The 15,041-nt window shown below is 41.8% G+C and carries 16 protein-coding genes and 1 tRNA gene; 10 read left to right on the forward strand and 7 right to left on the reverse strand.

The window, feature by feature from the left end:
- Nucleotides 1-2 precede the first annotated feature (2 nt).
- Nucleotides 3-2,324 carry a PSD1 and planctomycete cytochrome C domain-containing protein gene (locus Q3A68_RS04365; protein WP_302899830.1) on the reverse strand — a complete coding sequence of 774 codons (2,322 nt, stop codon included), beginning with the start codon at nucleotides 2,322-2,324 and terminating at the stop codon, nucleotides 3-5.
- A 284-nt stretch (nucleotides 2,325-2,608) separates the two neighbouring features.
- Between Q3A68_RS04365 and Q3A68_RS04370 the strand changes: the two genes are divergently transcribed.
- The 4 genes from Q3A68_RS04370 (at nucleotide 2,609) to Q3A68_RS04385 (ending at nucleotide 4,212) form a co-directional block, all read left to right on the forward strand.
- Nucleotides 2,609-2,695 (forward strand) — tRNA-Ser (locus Q3A68_RS04370).
- Nucleotides 2,696-2,935: 240 nt separating this feature from the next.
- Nucleotides 2,936-3,253, forward strand: coding sequence for an ArsR/SmtB family transcription factor (locus Q3A68_RS04375; RefSeq protein WP_089778544.1), 318 nt, complete (start codon nucleotides 2,936-2,938; stop codon nucleotides 3,251-3,253).
- A complete protein-coding gene (locus tag Q3A68_RS04380; protein WP_302899831.1) occupies nucleotides 3,253-3,765 on the forward strand; it encodes an SRPBCC family protein in 513 nt (170 codons plus the stop codon). The genes Q3A68_RS04375 and Q3A68_RS04380 overlap by 1 nt, the downstream gene beginning before the upstream one ends.
- Nucleotides 3,766-3,783: 18 nt before the next feature.
- Entirely contained in the window at nucleotides 3,784-4,212 is a 429-nt protein-coding gene (locus tag Q3A68_RS04385; RefSeq protein WP_302899832.1) for a VOC family protein, read from the forward strand.
- Nucleotides 4,213-4,320: 108 nt separating this feature from the next.
- Here Q3A68_RS04385 and Q3A68_RS04390 read toward each other — a convergent pair whose 3' ends face one another.
- The 3 genes from Q3A68_RS04390 to Q3A68_RS04400 form a co-directional block, all read right to left on the reverse strand.
- On the reverse strand, nucleotides 4,321-4,770 hold the full coding sequence (locus Q3A68_RS04390; protein WP_302899833.1) for a VOC family protein: 450 nt from the start codon (nucleotides 4,768-4,770) through the stop codon (nucleotides 4,321-4,323).
- 156 nt (nucleotides 4,771-4,926) lie between these two features.
- Complete coding sequence (locus Q3A68_RS04395; RefSeq protein WP_302899834.1) at nucleotides 4,927-5,574, reverse strand: DUF2306 domain-containing protein; 648 nt, start codon at nucleotides 5,572-5,574, stop codon at nucleotides 4,927-4,929.
- 6 nt (nucleotides 5,575-5,580) lie between these two features.
- Nucleotides 5,581-6,501, reverse strand: coding sequence for a YARHG domain-containing protein (locus Q3A68_RS04400; protein ID WP_302899835.1), 921 nt, complete (start codon nucleotides 6,499-6,501; stop codon nucleotides 5,581-5,583).
- A gap of 90 nt (nucleotides 6,502-6,591) precedes the next feature.
- Here Q3A68_RS04400 and Q3A68_RS04405 point away from each other — a divergent pair, with 90 nt between their 5' ends.
- The 5 genes from Q3A68_RS04405 (at nucleotide 6,592) to Q3A68_RS04425 (ending at nucleotide 10,523) form a co-directional block, all read left to right on the forward strand.
- Complete coding sequence (locus Q3A68_RS04405; RefSeq protein WP_302899836.1) at nucleotides 6,592-7,047, forward strand: MarR family winged helix-turn-helix transcriptional regulator; 456 nt, start codon at nucleotides 6,592-6,594, stop codon at nucleotides 7,045-7,047.
- 18 nt (nucleotides 7,048-7,065) lie between these two features.
- Nucleotides 7,066-9,675 carry a phosphoenolpyruvate synthase gene (gene ppsA / locus Q3A68_RS04410; protein WP_302899837.1) on the forward strand — a complete coding sequence of 870 codons (2,610 nt, stop codon included), beginning with the start codon at nucleotides 7,066-7,068 and terminating at the stop codon, nucleotides 9,673-9,675.
- 67 nt (nucleotides 9,676-9,742) lie between these two features.
- Nucleotides 9,743-10,111, forward strand: a complete 369-nt coding sequence (locus Q3A68_RS04415) for a VOC family protein (protein ID WP_302899838.1) — start codon at nucleotides 9,743-9,745, stop codon at nucleotides 10,109-10,111.
- Nucleotides 10,112-10,121: 10 nt separating this feature from the next.
- Nucleotides 10,122-10,283, forward strand: a complete 162-nt coding sequence (locus Q3A68_RS04420) for an SAM-dependent methyltransferase (protein ID WP_302899839.1) — start codon at nucleotides 10,122-10,124, stop codon at nucleotides 10,281-10,283.
- Nucleotides 10,284-10,523, forward strand: coding sequence for a TrmO family methyltransferase domain-containing protein (locus tag Q3A68_RS04425; protein WP_302899840.1), 240 nt, complete (start codon nucleotides 10,284-10,286; stop codon nucleotides 10,521-10,523).
- Nucleotides 10,524-10,556: 33 nt separating this feature from the next.
- Here Q3A68_RS04425 and Q3A68_RS04430 read toward each other — a convergent pair whose 3' ends face one another.
- A complete protein-coding gene (locus tag Q3A68_RS04430; RefSeq protein ID WP_302899841.1) occupies nucleotides 10,557-11,372 on the reverse strand; it encodes an SDR family oxidoreductase in 816 nt (271 codons plus the stop codon).
- 10 nt (nucleotides 11,373-11,382) lie between these two features.
- Nucleotides 11,383-12,213, reverse strand: a complete 831-nt coding sequence (kduI, locus tag Q3A68_RS04435) for a 5-dehydro-4-deoxy-D-glucuronate isomerase (protein WP_302899842.1) — start codon at nucleotides 12,211-12,213, stop codon at nucleotides 11,383-11,385.
- A 551-nt stretch (nucleotides 12,214-12,764) separates the two neighbouring features.
- On the opposite strand from kduI, the gene gmd reads away from it, so the two are divergent.
- Nucleotides 12,765-13,877, forward strand: a complete 1,113-nt coding sequence (gene gmd / locus Q3A68_RS04440; protein WP_302899843.1) for a GDP-mannose 4,6-dehydratase — start codon at nucleotides 12,765-12,767, stop codon at nucleotides 13,875-13,877.
- A 61-nt stretch (nucleotides 13,878-13,938) separates the two neighbouring features.
- Here gmd and Q3A68_RS04445 read toward each other — a convergent pair whose 3' ends face one another.
- A complete protein-coding gene (locus Q3A68_RS04445) occupies nucleotides 13,939-15,030 on the reverse strand; it encodes a glycosyltransferase family 4 protein (protein WP_302899844.1) in 1,092 nt (363 codons plus the stop codon).
- Nucleotides 15,031-15,041 lie beyond the last annotated feature (11 nt).

The raw sequence follows: 15,041 nt of genomic DNA on the forward strand, positions 1-15,041 counted from the left end.
AATCAGGTTTTAGTAATGGCTTCCTCTAAGTTATATATCGTATCGATCACTTTCATCATCGCAGCCAGCTTAATTTTATCCATATTGGCAGGCATTGGGTATTCCCCTACTGCCAATAATTTATCCGCGTCTTTTTTGTTGATTGATTTCAGCTGATCCTGGTAATAGGAGGTTAAAATACTCATCTCCTTATCCGTTGGTTTACGGCAAATGATTCTTCTGAACGCGGTATATATTTTATCCTTCGGCTGACTGTTATCCTGCAACATCTTTTGCGCCAATACCCTGGCAGATTCCAGCATAGTTGGGTCGTTCATCATTTCCAATGCCTGAAGCGGGGTATTGGTGCGCAAGCGTTGTACTTCACATTGATCGCGGTTGCTGGCATCAAAAATGGCCATTTCAACAGGCGGCGATGTGCGCTTTATCAAAGTATACATCCCGCGGCGGTACAAATTCGGACCATGCACTTGCCGGTAACTTGCCAATTGCCCACGTCCTGATGTGGTATTTTCCCACAGCCCCGCTGGTTGGTATGGGTTTAAACTCGGCCCTCCTATCGCCTTGTTCAGTAAACCACTGCTTGCCAAAACCATATCCCTGATAAACTCAGCAGGCAAGCGGCTACGTGGACCTCGAGACAGTAAAATGTTATCCGGATCGTTTTTCAATTTATCAGGAGTTACAACTGCTGACTGCTTGTAAGTAGCCGACATCACAATTTGTTTTACTAAGCGCTTCATGTCCCAACCATGAGTTTTGAAATCGACAGCAAGCCAGTCCAACAATTCTGGATTCGAGGGTAACTCGCCCTGCATACCGAAATCACCCAATGTTTTTACAATTCCCCTACCAAAGAATTCCTCCCAAATCTGATTGACATAAACCCTTGCAGTTAATGGATTTTTATCGTCGAAAACCCAATCCGCCAAACCGAGCCTATTTTTTGGATACGCGTTATTAAATGATAAAACAGCTTTCGGAGTGCCCGGAAGCACCTCGTCCCCATGTGAGTCATAGTTGCCACGTTTCAGAATGTAGGTTTTTCTGTAAGCTTCGCTATCCCCCATTACCGAGACGATAAGTTTACCCGTGTCCATCTTGTTTACAAATTTCAATACGCCTTTAACATCATCATTGCTAATCTGCATCATCGGCCTTTTCGCATAAGTTTCCGGACCGCCAACTGTAGACTGTAAACCGGGTTCTTTTACACTATTGAAAAATGAAAATATCTGGTAGTATTCCCTTTGCGAGAATGGATCAAATTTATGATCGTGGCAATGTGCACATTCCAATGTTACGCCCATTAAAGCTTTGCCGAATGTATTTGTTCGATCAGTTACATAGTTTATGCGATATTCTTCATCAATCACGCCGCCCTCTTCTGTTATCTTATGATTGCGATTAAACCCCGTGGCTAATAATTGCTCTTTAGTATGATTTGGAATCAGATCGCCTGCCAACTGCCACGTAATGAAATCTTTATAAGAAAGGTTCTCGTTGTAAGCATGAATCACCCAATCGCGCCACGGCCACTGTGTGCGGTAGTTATCATCCTGGTAGCCATGAGAATCAGCATATCGGGCAATGTCCATCCACCGAAGCGCCATTTTCTCACCATATTGCGGACGTGCCATCAATTCATCCACCATTCGTTCATAGGCATCTGGTCTTTTATCGGCCAGGAAGCGATCCATCAAAGCTACATCAGGCGGCAGACCATTGAGGTCGAAGCACAAGCGTTTTAGCAATCTCTCTTTATCTGCCTCAGAATTTGGCTTAAAACCTTTCTGCTCCTGTTTGTGCAATACAAAATAATCGATAGTGTTTTTAGGCCACGATTTATCTTCCACCTCAGGAACCTTTGGTAATTTCGGTGGCACAAACGCCCAATGTTTCTCGTATTTGGCGCCTTGCTTTATCCATTTTTTAACCAGCTTTACTTCATAGGGCGTCAAAGGCTTCAGATTTGATTTTGCTGACGGCATCATCTCGCTTGAGTCCGAAGTAGTTATCCTGCGGTAAAGCTCCGAGGCTCCCGGATCGCCCGGAACAAGCGCATGTTTATCAGGTTCGTCTTTTAATGCAGCGTAAGCACTTTCGGGGATATCAAGTCTCAGATTAGCCTGACGTTTATTGGCATCAGGACCATGGCATTTAAAGCATTTATCGGATAATATGGGTCTGATATTAAAGTTATAACTAACTACATCAGGTATTTCCTCAGCAGCGACAGAGCTTTCGGATGTGTTATGACAAGCATTGAGACTTATGATCGCTGCAATAAAAAAAATCGCTACACAAATGACAGCTAAACGCATTGGGTACTTCTATGGTCTATAAATTGGTTTTAATTGCAGAAAATTAATTATTATGTATGCAGAATTGTGTAAGAATCATTACACATCATTCCCATAGTTTGCTAATTGGTTACACAATTTTCGGAAAATAAATGAGAAATAAAATGGAGAATTCAGCACAGTAAATGGACAATATTATCATTTATGCGCCGTAGCTCTAAGGGAGGATTGGAAACTGAGGCTTTATATAAAAACTTGATCAATACTCAGCGAGATTTTATTTACTTTTGAAACCCATTTAACCCGGAGAGATGTCAGAGCGGTTCAATGTGCCTGATTCGAAATCAGGTGTACTGTAACAGGTACCGGGGGTTCGAATCCCTCTCTCTCCGCCCGGTGAGATTTTAGAACACTGCGAAAGCCTGCAAATTATTGATTTGCAGGCTTTTTTGTTTAATAATGATTATGATATAAATATTGTCTTAGAACGGAGTTAGTTATTATAATGAATACCACAATTACCACTAAACTTCCCGTCACAATGCCTCATCAAAAAAATACAAATATATTTGCGCAACTCAAAAGCTGCATATATATTTGCAACCCACGGGTTGCGCAATTAATAATCAAGAATGAAACAAGATATATTCCAGGCCATATCAGACCCAACACGCAGGGCTATTTTAACGCTAATCGCTATCCAGGCATTAACACCAAATGCAATGGCGGAAAAATTTGATATGACCCGCCAAGCGGTATCAAAACATATTAAAGTATTGCACGAATGCGAATTGATTAAACCTGAGCATAGCGGCAGGGAGATTTATTATCACTTCAATGCTAAAAAAATGCAGGAGTTTGACCATTGGTTAGCCCAATTCAGGCAAAACTGGGAAACTCAATTTAACCAACTTGACCAATTATTAACAACAATTAAAGAACAAAAATAATGAACAACGATTTGCTATTTGATTTTAACGTCGACAAAACCGCGAAAACGGTTTATATAACCAGGGAGTTTAATGCCGGGCTATCTTTGGTATGGGATGCCTTTACTAAAGCCGAACTACTGGACCAATGGGGGGCACCTGCACCTATGCGCGCCAAAACCAAGTATATGAATTTTGAAGTAGGCGGGCGGCGATTTTACGCGATGATAGGCCCCGACGGACAGGAACGTTGGGCAGTGCAGGAATTTACATCCATTACCCCGAAAACCAATTTTAAGATGTACAATGCGTTTGCAGATAAAGACGAAAATCGTGAACTGCCGGGTTCTGAATGGGATTATAATTTCAGCGAACAAAATGGCAGAACAAAAGTGAGTATCACCATTTTTAACGAATCGTTTGAGCGGTTGGAAAAATTATTGGAGGGCTTCAAAATAGGCTTCACCATGACCTTAAAAAACCTGGAAGATCTGTTAACCACTTTATCGCAGAAATTACAAGAAGAAAAATAGAAACTTAAAAATAAAGTTATGAGAGCAATCAATCCCTGGATCAACTTCAATGGAAATGCTGAAGAAGCATTCACTTTTTACAAATCAGTTTTTGGCGGCGAGTTTACAAAGATCATCCGTTTTAAAGATTTAGCAAGCGCTGAATTTTCGGTAGCAGAATCTGAGGCAAACAAACTTATGTACATTTCGTTACCTATTGGCAATCACAACGTATTGATAGCCAACGATGTTCCCGAATTTATGGGACGGGTAAACGAAAACGAAAACCGGTCTAAAATAGTTGTTAGTGCCGAAAGTAAAGAGGAGGCCGACCAAATATTTAACGGTCTATCGGTAGGCGGAGAGATTGAAGGCCCCATTGGCGACGGTCCCTGGGGTACCTACGCCGGCATGTTCAGAGACAAGTATGGTATTGAATGGATAGTGGAATTTGACCCCAAATTATAGCGGGCAAATTTAACCAAAGAAAAAAGCGGCCCTTTACATGGTACCAAGTCCAATGTCATAAAATTAAGCCAGATAAAGCCTATTTATATGGCTTTTCTTATTTTGCACTCAAATCAGTTGCTGGGCCAGACCGATGAGCAGCCCGTCGGCTGCGCGCAGGTAGCAAAGCCGGTAAGAATTTTGATACTGGACAATTCCCCCAACCATTTGTGCACCATGTTTTTCTTGGAGCCTTGCCACCATCTCATCAATGTTTTCAACGGTAAACATTACGCGCAGGTAACCTAGTGCATTCACCGGGGCAGTGCGGTGATCGGAAACAACTGCGGGCCTGATAAATTGAGAAAGCTCCAATCGACTGTGGCCATCGGGAGTGACCAACATTGCAATTTCCAAGCTTTGATCGCCAAGACCGGTAACACGTCCCGCCCATTCACCTTCTACCATAGCCCTGCCCTCCAGCTTCAAGCCAATCTCCTGAAAAAATGCAACCGTTTTATCGAGGGATTCAACAACAATCCCCACATTGTCCATTCTTAATAGTTTGTTTTTCGTCATAAATCTTTCTTTTAATTAAAAGTAACAATACCCTTACAATTTATGTTTTATCAAAGAAAGACCACCTGCGGAGACAATCCAAACAATCCACGTTTCAAATCGGCAGTTGATAGATGAATTATGGGCTAATGGCTGAAGCGGCCTGTATTGAAGACCTTATAGCTTATTTCCCCTGGCCCGGATAATCACCTCGGCCATCAGTAAATTACCTGTCCAGCCCAACCATGATACGACATGATAAACATCCATAGGACCGGGCGCAAATAATAAAACCAGCAGCCATTTCCAAGCTCTTAGGCTCAGTGCCGAAAGCGTCAAGGCGTAGCTACGGTACATCCATATTTTGTGTACTCTTACATCGCCTGCCCATATAGCTGCAACGCCTTTCCAGGTAAAGGCTATCCACAAAACTGCCAAAATGCAAAAAGCAGTTTGACTGACCAACCCTCCATTTCCGTAATAACCCATGATCAGACCAGATGGCCCGGCAAGTAAAATAATGCCGCCGGTATATATCCGCCCGCTCCATTTGTGAATGGTCGGGAATCGCTGTCTTATAAAAGCAGGAAATTGCAACATACCAGACAGCAATACAAACATCCCTGTATATACATGTGCAAAAAAGGCCACGCGATAGTGCAGCATGCCTGTTACATCTCCCTTTATCTGCAGAAAGGCCACATCAGTACGCACGGGGATATACTGAAGTGTGATGAGCAGCATCAGGTAGGAAAAGAACATCAGGCAGGCATACCATAGCGCATTGCCAGCAGTTAACAAATAATGTTTTTTACTTAGCTGCATAACCGATCATCGCCCGAAAGCATCATAGAATTCCTGGGCATATTTTTCGTAAGGGGCCATCATCTTCAGGTTTTGCTTTTCTATTGGGGTGAGTTCTGCAGTAACGTCATTACTGATAGGCACATACCACGACTGTTCACTGAAATACCAGCTCAAACGCGACTTTTTAAAGGTGTAGCCATGCCGTGCAAAAATAGAATTGCGAAGTATTAAAAGGTCGGCTTTTTTTAGGTTGGCAAGGTACTTCGTAGTCAGTACATCGGTTGAAGGATTATATTTCTGTACCTCAGCTGATGTTGTAGCATAGCGCGCATCCGTATAAGTTTCTCCACTATCAGGCTTTATATTTATCTTTTTTGATTTACTCCAATCAATATAACTACTCTCTTCCAGCTTCCAGTCCGGATTATAGTTGAAAAGCTTTTTTGTTAAAGCAAAATCGTGGGAAGGAACTTTGTCTCCGCCACTCCAGTGACCTGTAAGCAAGCTATCTCCTTTGGCAATACTCACCGTGTATGTTCCGGTTGATTTTTCGTCAGAAACACCTTTAAAAGAGAACCTGTACTTAGACCCTGATTTGATCATGTTGCATTTAAACGGACGGAGCTTTCCTTGAATTACGATGTGACCTTCTACCTGGTCGCCATCAATATGATCAAGCGAAATGTTTATTTTATTATATCCGCTCTCGTAATCTCCATCTTCTTCAAGACTATCGGCTTTATCAGGACCGAAAATACCGGCCCAATAGCCTGTGAGATCTTTTTCATCTTTAATAATCAGGTTCGTAGTAGCATCCGGAACAGGAAATTTTGATTTACCTGATTTTGAAGTTTGAGTTGAGCCTCCGCTTTTTTTAATACAGCCGCTGCAGCCCTGCAGACAGATAAGAGTGCCAAGGACAAAAAAATGTAATAAGGGTTTCATGGTTAAAAAATTTGAGCTGAATATACTATTTGTTTGGATTTATTGTCAGTGAAATTTATCTTTGCAACTAAGATACTTATTTAATAAGATATGAGCAACGAGCTAATCACGAAAATAAGAAGGCTAAGCCAGCAATATGCCTACACCTCTATCCAGATGCATGAGGCTGTTGCCAGGAAGGCTGGGTTTTCAGGCACCGACCATAAATACCTGGGTTTCCTATTACAAAAAGGACAAATGACAGCCGGCGAGCTTGCCAATTTGACCGGATTGACGACAGGCGCAGTTACAGGTTTAATAGACCGGTTTGAAAAGAAAAAACTGGTTAAAAGACAATTTGCTGAAGACGACAGACGCAAAGTTTTCATTGTACCCGACACTGAAAAAATAATGGCGCTTTTACAACCTCTTTATAAAGAATTCCGAAACAATTCAGAAAAATTGATTGCTTCATTTCCAGAAAAGGAACTCAAAATTCTTGAGACCTATTTTTCAAAAGCAATTGAAATAATGGATGAAACAACAAATAATATCAATAACAAGTAACCAAAGTTGAATAAATATATGAGTTCCAACGTACTCGGTTTTCAGAAAATAGATAAAACAAAGCTGGCACTCGCCGGGGGAAAAGGCGCCAACCTTGGAGAACTATCCAAAATTGAAGGGATCCAGGTGCCTGATGGTTTTTGCATCACTACGGAAGTGTATAAACAAATTATTGAGGGTAACGAGGACATTAACTCACTTCTGGATCAATTGAATGTTTTAAAAGCAGATAATCGGAAAGAAATAAGTGAGATCAGCGCGAAGATCCGAGCGCTCATTGAAAGAGCAGCTATTGCAGAGCGCATAGCGGAGGAGGTGACTGGCTATCTCACAAAGTTTGATGAAAAAGATGCCTTTGCTGTGCGCTCGAGTGCTACGGCTGAAGACCTGCCGGCAGCATCCTTTGCGGGGCAGCACGACACCTACTTAAACATTATCGGAAAGGAAGAAATTCTGAAGCATATCAGTAAATGCTGGGCTTCTCTTTTTACGGATCGAGCGGTAACCTACCGGATGCAAAACGGATTTGATCACCGGCAGGTTTATTTATCTGTTATTGTTCAAAAGATGGTTTTCCCGCAGGTTTCAGGGATTTTATTTACTGCTGATCCGGTTACTTCTAACAGGAAAGTATTATCCATCGATGCAGGCTTCGGACTTGGCGACGCGCTGGTTTCCGGTCTGGTGTCTGCTGATAACTATAAAGTACAGGGCGGAGAAATTGTCGATAAGATGATAGCGGCAAAAAAGCTGGCTATCTTTGGTCTAAAAGAAGGCGGAACAGGAACGCAACACCTTGCTCGAGATCAGCAAAATATTCAAACACTTACTAACGAAGAAATTTTAGAGCTGGCGCAAATAGGGAGACGGATCGAAGCGCATTTCGGTTACCCGCAGGATATCGAATGGTGCCTGGCTGATAGTGCATTTTATATCGTCCAGAGCAGGCCAATCACGACCTTATACCCTATTCCCGAAGCAAACGATCAGGAAAACCATGTCTATGTATCTGTCGGTCATCAGCAAATGATGACCGATGCAATGAAACCATTGGGCTTGTCTTTATGGCAGTTAACAGCCGCCCGACCAATGTTTAAAGCTGGCGGCAGGCTGTTTGTCGATGTAGGCCCTATGTTGGTCTCCCCTGTCAGCAGAAAAACGATAATTGATGTCATGGGCGAACATGATCCATTGATAAAGGACGCGCTCATGGTCATAACAGAACGTGAAGATTTTACGAAATCCTTGAGTGATAAAGAAGAATCGCCGGTTATTAAAAGCAGCAAAGGTAAATCGTCCGCAGATATCCTGGCCCAGATCGAAAACGATCCTGCCGTGGCCGCTGAACTAATCAAACAAAGTGAAACTGTGATAGCGGAATTAAAGCAAAACATCCAAACTAAAACGGGGACAGATCTATTTGACTTTATCCTTGAAGATGGGCAATTAAGGAGGAATTTATTTAGCGCTCAAAATTTGAGCGCGATTGTGGCTGCAGTAGATGCTTCTGCATGGATCAACGAAAACATGAAGGAGTGGTTGGGCGAGAAGAACGTGGCTGACATACTTTCTCAATCTGCTCCCAACAATATTACTTCGGAAATGGGCCTGGAATTACTGGATGTAGCAGACGTGATTCGCCCTTATCCGGAGCTCATTGAATATCTAAGGCAGGTGAAGGATGATAACTTCCTCGATGAACTAACTAAACTGAACGGTGGACGGGAAGCACGAAATGCCATTAGCGGCTATCTTAACAAATACGGAATGCGCTGTACCGGAGAGATTGATATTACCAAAGCGCGCTGGAGCGAAAAACCGGCTACCCTTATCCCTATGATCCTCAATAACGTCAAAAATTTCGAGCCGAATGCCGGGAAACAAAAACTTGAACAGGGACGACAGCACGCCTTAAAAAAAGAACAAGAATTATTGGACCGGCTGAGCCGTTTGCCCGATGGCGAGCAAAAAATACAGGAAACAAAACAAATGATCAACCTGCTCCGGAATTTTGTCGGGTATCGCGAATATCCAAAGTATGCCATTGTTAGCCGATCCTTTGTTTATAAACAGGCTTTATTGAAAGAAGCTGAAAAACTCCGTCAAGCCAAGGTCATTCGTGAAAAAGAGGATGTGTACTATCTTAGCTTTGAAGAATTTCGTGAAGTTGTGCGAACACAAAGACTGGATCCGCAACTGATCAGCAAACGTAAAGAAGAACACAAACTTAATGAAAGACTAACACCGCCGAGGGTCATAACTTCTGATGGTGAAATTATTGCAGGTAAGTATAAACGGGAAGATTTACCAAACGATGCAATTGTGGGCCTGGCAGTTTCTTCGGGTGTTGTAGAAGGCCGTGCCCGTGTTATCCTAAATATGGAAGACGCTGTTATTGAAGGCGGAGATATATTAGTCACCACTTTTACGGACCCAAGCTGGACACCATTGTTTGTTTCCATAAAAGGTCTTATTACAGAAGTAGGCGGAATGATGACGCATGGAGCAGTTATATCCCGGGAATATGGCTTACCGGCAATTGTCGGTGTAGAGAATGCCACTAAACTGATCAAGGACGGACAAAGAATCCGGTTAAATGGAACAGATGGCTATGTGGAGATATTATAACTTAGACTGCAAAATGCTACATTAGTAGAGCAAAGTGTTTACTTTCTACATTACGAAATTCTAAACAATGAAACATCAGGCTAAATCAATCCGCCCTTTTATTGGGGCAAAAGATTTCGATCTTTCAAGAAGCTTTTATCGCGATATGGGGTTTGAAGAGGTTGTCATTTCTCCTGCCATGTCTCTTTTCAAAATCAACGACGTGGGGTTCTATTTGCAAAATGCTTATATAAAAGATTGGGTCGACAACACGATGATCTTTTTAGAGGTTGATGATGCCGACAGGTATTATCAAGAGCTTTTAGCTCTTAATCTACCCTCAAAATATGAAAATATCAGGCTGACCCCCGTTCGGGTGGACTACTGGGGGAAAGAATGTTTTGTGCACGACCCATCCGGTATACTTTGGCACTTTGGCGAATTCTTCAGAAAATAATATGCTTCTTATGAACCCCACATTACAATACATAGGTATAGTTAACTCAGCGCTAAAAAATATAGACGATTGTCCGCGGCAGGCTGATGAAAACGCGCCGGAAGCGTCAATAATAATTTATCCTGAATTTACAGGCGGCATCAGAGATATAAAGCCCGGGGATGAAATATAATTGCTCACATGGCTACATATGGGCGACAGAACAGTATTAGAAACCAGACCGAGAAATAATCCTGATGCACCACTTACAGGTATATTTTCAACCCGTTCACCAGACAGGCCCAATCCTATCGGCATTCATTCTGTAAAAGTTACTTCAATAGCAAATAATGAAATTAAAATTGACGGCCTTGAGGTACTTGATCAAACACCAATAATTGATATCAAACCTATCTGGAATACGAAGCTTTAACGCATAAAAGTCGCGGTTACCTCTCTTTAAAAATCACACTCCGCTAAAAACTGAGAACCCGCCATCCACACAGACCATAGAGCCTGTAACGAATGCTGAAGCGTCGCTTAACAGCCAAACCAACGCGCCTATCAATTCATCCGGATGTCCGAAACGTTTGAACGGCGTATTTCTGATCACGGCCTCCCCTCTTGGGGTATAACCACCTTCTGGTTTGGTTAATAGGTTTCTGTTTTGTTCAGTCAGGAAAAAGCCTGGCGCAAGTGCATTCATACGGATAGCATCACCATAACGGTTGGCTAATTCAACGGCAAACCACTGGTTGTAGCAATCCATAGCTGCTTTACCCATATTATAACCGAGCACCTTAGTTACTGCTCTTTTCGAGTTCATGGATGATATATTCACAATACTTCCTTTGCCCGTTTTGGCGATTGCTTCACCAAATATCTGGGTGGGCAGTAGTGTTCCCCAAAGGTTCAGGTCCAGCACCTGCTTCATGCCATCCAGGTTCATTTTAAAAAGATCTTCATCCGGCTGCAGCACTCCTTGAGGCATATTCCCTCCGGCCCCATTCACTAATCCGTCAATCCTGCCAAAAGCATTTAATATTTTGTCCCTGGCGGCAACCAGATCACCCTGATTCAACACATCCGCAACAACAGCCAGGGCTTTCCCGCCTCTTTTATTGATAGCATCCGCCCTTTCATTAGCCGTCGCCTCATTACGGCCCAGTATTATAACGGCTCCGCCCGCGTCAGCAATTCCATTTACAAATGAGTTACCCAGGATACCGGTACCGCCGGTTACCACAATTACTTTGCCTTCTAAAGAAAATTTATCGTTCATTGATTTATAGTTATTTTATGTCAGGGATATTAATAATATCCATATCTGTGTAATCCAAATTTTCGCCGGCCATGCCCCAAATAAAGCTATAGCTAGCAGTTCCACTACCCGAATGTATACTCCATGGCGGAGAAACTATCGCCTCATTATTATTCACTGTTATATGCCTTGTTTCATCTCCTTGCCCCATGTAATGAAATACTTTTTGTCCGGCAGGCAGATCGAAATAAAAATAGACCTCCATTCGGCGGTCATGAGTGTGGGCGGGCATGGTGTTCCACACACTCCCCTCCTGTAGTATAGTTAGCCCCATTACCAGTTGACAGCTCTTTATGCCATCCATGTGGATGTACTTATTGATTGTCCGCCTATTAGCTGTCGATGCATCACCCGCATTCACTTTTGCCGCTTCTGCATTGGTCATTATTGATGTGGGGTGAAAAGCATGAGCCGGAGCAGATAGCAGGTAGAATAAGGCAGGATTTGCCGGATCTTTACTGCTGAAAGTAACATATTCGGTACCTTTACCTATGTAAATACAATCCAGCTTATTTACAGTAAAAGTTTGTCCGTCCGCTAAAACTTCACCATCGCCAGCTATATTAATAATACCTATCTCGCGTCGTTCAAGAAAATATTTTGAACGGAGATTAGGATAGGTTTTAAGTTCCAAAGACTTAGTTACAGGCTTAGCTGCTCCTATAATCATCCGGTCATAATGCGTATAAATGCAGTTAATTTGGTCTGACTCGATCAGATCATCAATCAAAAACCTTTCCCTTATCAGTGCAGTCTGGTAGGTTTTAAAGTCATCTGGATGGACGCTGTGTATTACTTTCAAAACTTAGATGGTTTAACAATTGTGCCTGCCACAAACCTTGCAAAAGATTAAATATTAACCAAATAAATAAGTGTTTTTTTAACAAATTATATTTATCGGATCAGCATGGCGTATTTTTTTAGGTAAACCATCTGGTTCCGATTAAATTTTTGGCATTTGCGGTCACTCCCAATCAATAAAATGAATATCTTAGTGGCGGAAAACATTGTCGCTATAAAAAGCACATCTGCAAAATGAAAAAAGTTCAATTATTTAGAAACTTCCTTTGGTTTCCGATAATAAGTATTACTCTTTTCAACGTAACATTTAAAATCGAGGACAAAAACTATCATATTCCGCAAAGTCATTATATTATTCTGGCTGCGCTGATTATTTTGTTCATAGCTACATTTTTCGTTGGCAAGAACTCTTAATACATTTTATAGCACTATAAAATAGAAGTTTATTTTGAGCCAGCAGAACAAAAAGGGTCAATTTTCCGTTTAAAAAACTTGAATAACTCCCTGAAATAGATCAGGATATTAACATCAGACTTAGAATAACAATTACTAATGAAAAAAGCATTAATCACAGGAATTACCGGTCAGGATGGTGCCTATCTGGCGGAACTCTTATTAAAAAAAGGCTATGAGGTACATGGCATAAAAAGAAGAAGCTCATTGTTTAATACCGATCGTATCGACCATCTCTATCAGGATCCTCATGACGCTAATATAAAATTCACGCTACATTATGGCGATTTGTCAGACTCAACTAACCTGATCAGAATTATACAACAGGTTCAGCCCGATGAGATATACAATCTTGGCGCTATGTCGCACGTAAAGGTTAGTTTCGACACCCCCGAATATACTGCTAATGCTGATGGCATTGGTACTTTACGTTTACTGGAAGCTATCCGCATATTGGGTCTGGAAAAGAAAACCAAAATATATCAAGCCTCGACCTCTGAATTGTATGGTTTGGTTCAGGCCGTGCCGCAATCAGAAACTACACCATTTTATCCACGTTCGCCTTATGCTGTTGCCAAATTGTATGCTTATTGGATTACGGTAAACTATCGTGAAGCTTATGGTATTTATGCTTGTAATGGTATTCTGTTTAACCACGAAAGTCCGCTACGCGGCGAAACTTTCGTAACCCGTAAGATCACACGCGCGGTGTCGAAGATCGCTCTTAACCTTCAAAATACATTGTTCCTGGGTAACCTGGATGCACAACGCGACTGGGGCCATGCCAAAGATTACGTTGAGGCCATGTACCTGATACTCCAACAGGAAACACCAGAAGACTATGTTATTGCGACCGGTGTAACCACACGTGTACGTGAGTTCGTAAGGATGTCATTCAAAGAGTTAGGCATCGAAGTTGAATTCCGTGGTGAAGGTGTTAATGAAAAAGGCTATGTTGTTTCATGCGCTAACCCCGATTACCAGGTTGAAATTGGCAAAGAAGTGGTAGCTGTTGATCCTAAATATTTCCGTCCTACAGAAGTTGATCTGTTAATTGGCGACCCTACTAAATCTAAAACCAAATTAGGCTGGGAGCCAAAATACGACCTGCAAATGCTGGTAAGTGAAATGGTTCAAGCAGACGTTGATCATTTCAGAAAAGAAAAGCTATTGAAAGAGTATGGCTACGCCATCAAAAATCAGTTCGAATAACATCTTACATTGTATAGAACAAAAAAGTCTTTAAGAATAATCTTAAAGGCTTTTTTATGCATTATAAAATGCTTTTATAGACCTCAAGCGTTTCATCAGCAATCAGGTTCCAGTCATATCGTCTCATATCATAATCAATGCGTTGGTTTTCTGTAAAGCTGATGTTATCCAGGTGACTTAATAAAGAAGTTTCGTTTCCTACTTCAAAATAATTCTCTCCAGGAAGATTTACCTGTGTATTTGCAGGTATGTTGCTCGACAAAATAGGCAGCCTGTAACTCATTGCCTCTAACAAGGCTATCGGCAAACCTTCATAAAATGATGGAATAATAAATAGTGCAGCATGAGAAAAAAGCTGCTGCAGCTTTTCGCCTTTGATGAAACCTGTTAGAACTATATTGTTTTTACGGGCCAATGCCTTTAGTTCCAAAGAATATTCTGATTCATGATCGGCATCACCTGCAATAACCAATTTATATTTTTTTGATATAGCCGATTTTGCATAAGCACGTATCATATAGTCAAAACCCTTTTCAGGAACAAATCTGCCAAGTGTAAAAATATACTGACCTTTTATAAGATCGAGTGACTCGATATAATCCGTGTTATCGTTGATCATGGGCCTATCAACGCCATTTGGAATGAGCACGCAATCATTTCGCCCATAAGTAGCAGCGACATGATCTTTAATCTCCTGCGATATCACAATCACCTTCTTAGAGAACTTCACGCCCATCAGCTCACCGGTCTTAAGAAAGAACTTGGCGATACCATTCCATTTCATCCTCTTATAATCGGGCCCGTGGTGGGTCATTACTACTTTCAGGCCGAGTAATCGCGCTAAACCTGCAACCAAATTGGGACCAATGGCATGAATATGTAAAACGTCGGGACGTTTAGCCGCGGCGTGTAGCACTGCTAAGGTACTATGAACAATTGCCTCAAACGACTTACTTTTAGGCGAATAGATATTCTTTAATTTAATGCCGTGATATTCTCTCAGGCTCTTATCGATGACATAGTTGCTACGGCATATAACAGTAATAGAATTTGCTCCGCCTTTTATCATTCTCGGGTAAAGGTGTTCGCAATGTGTTTCCACTCCACCCGGGATATGCGGTATACCGCGGGTGCCCATTACCATTATTTTCATCAGGGTATTAC

It is taken from the genome of Mucilaginibacter tolerans, from assembly GCF_030519375.1.
Lineage (GTDB): Bacteria > Bacteroidota > Bacteroidia > Sphingobacteriales > Sphingobacteriaceae > Mucilaginibacter.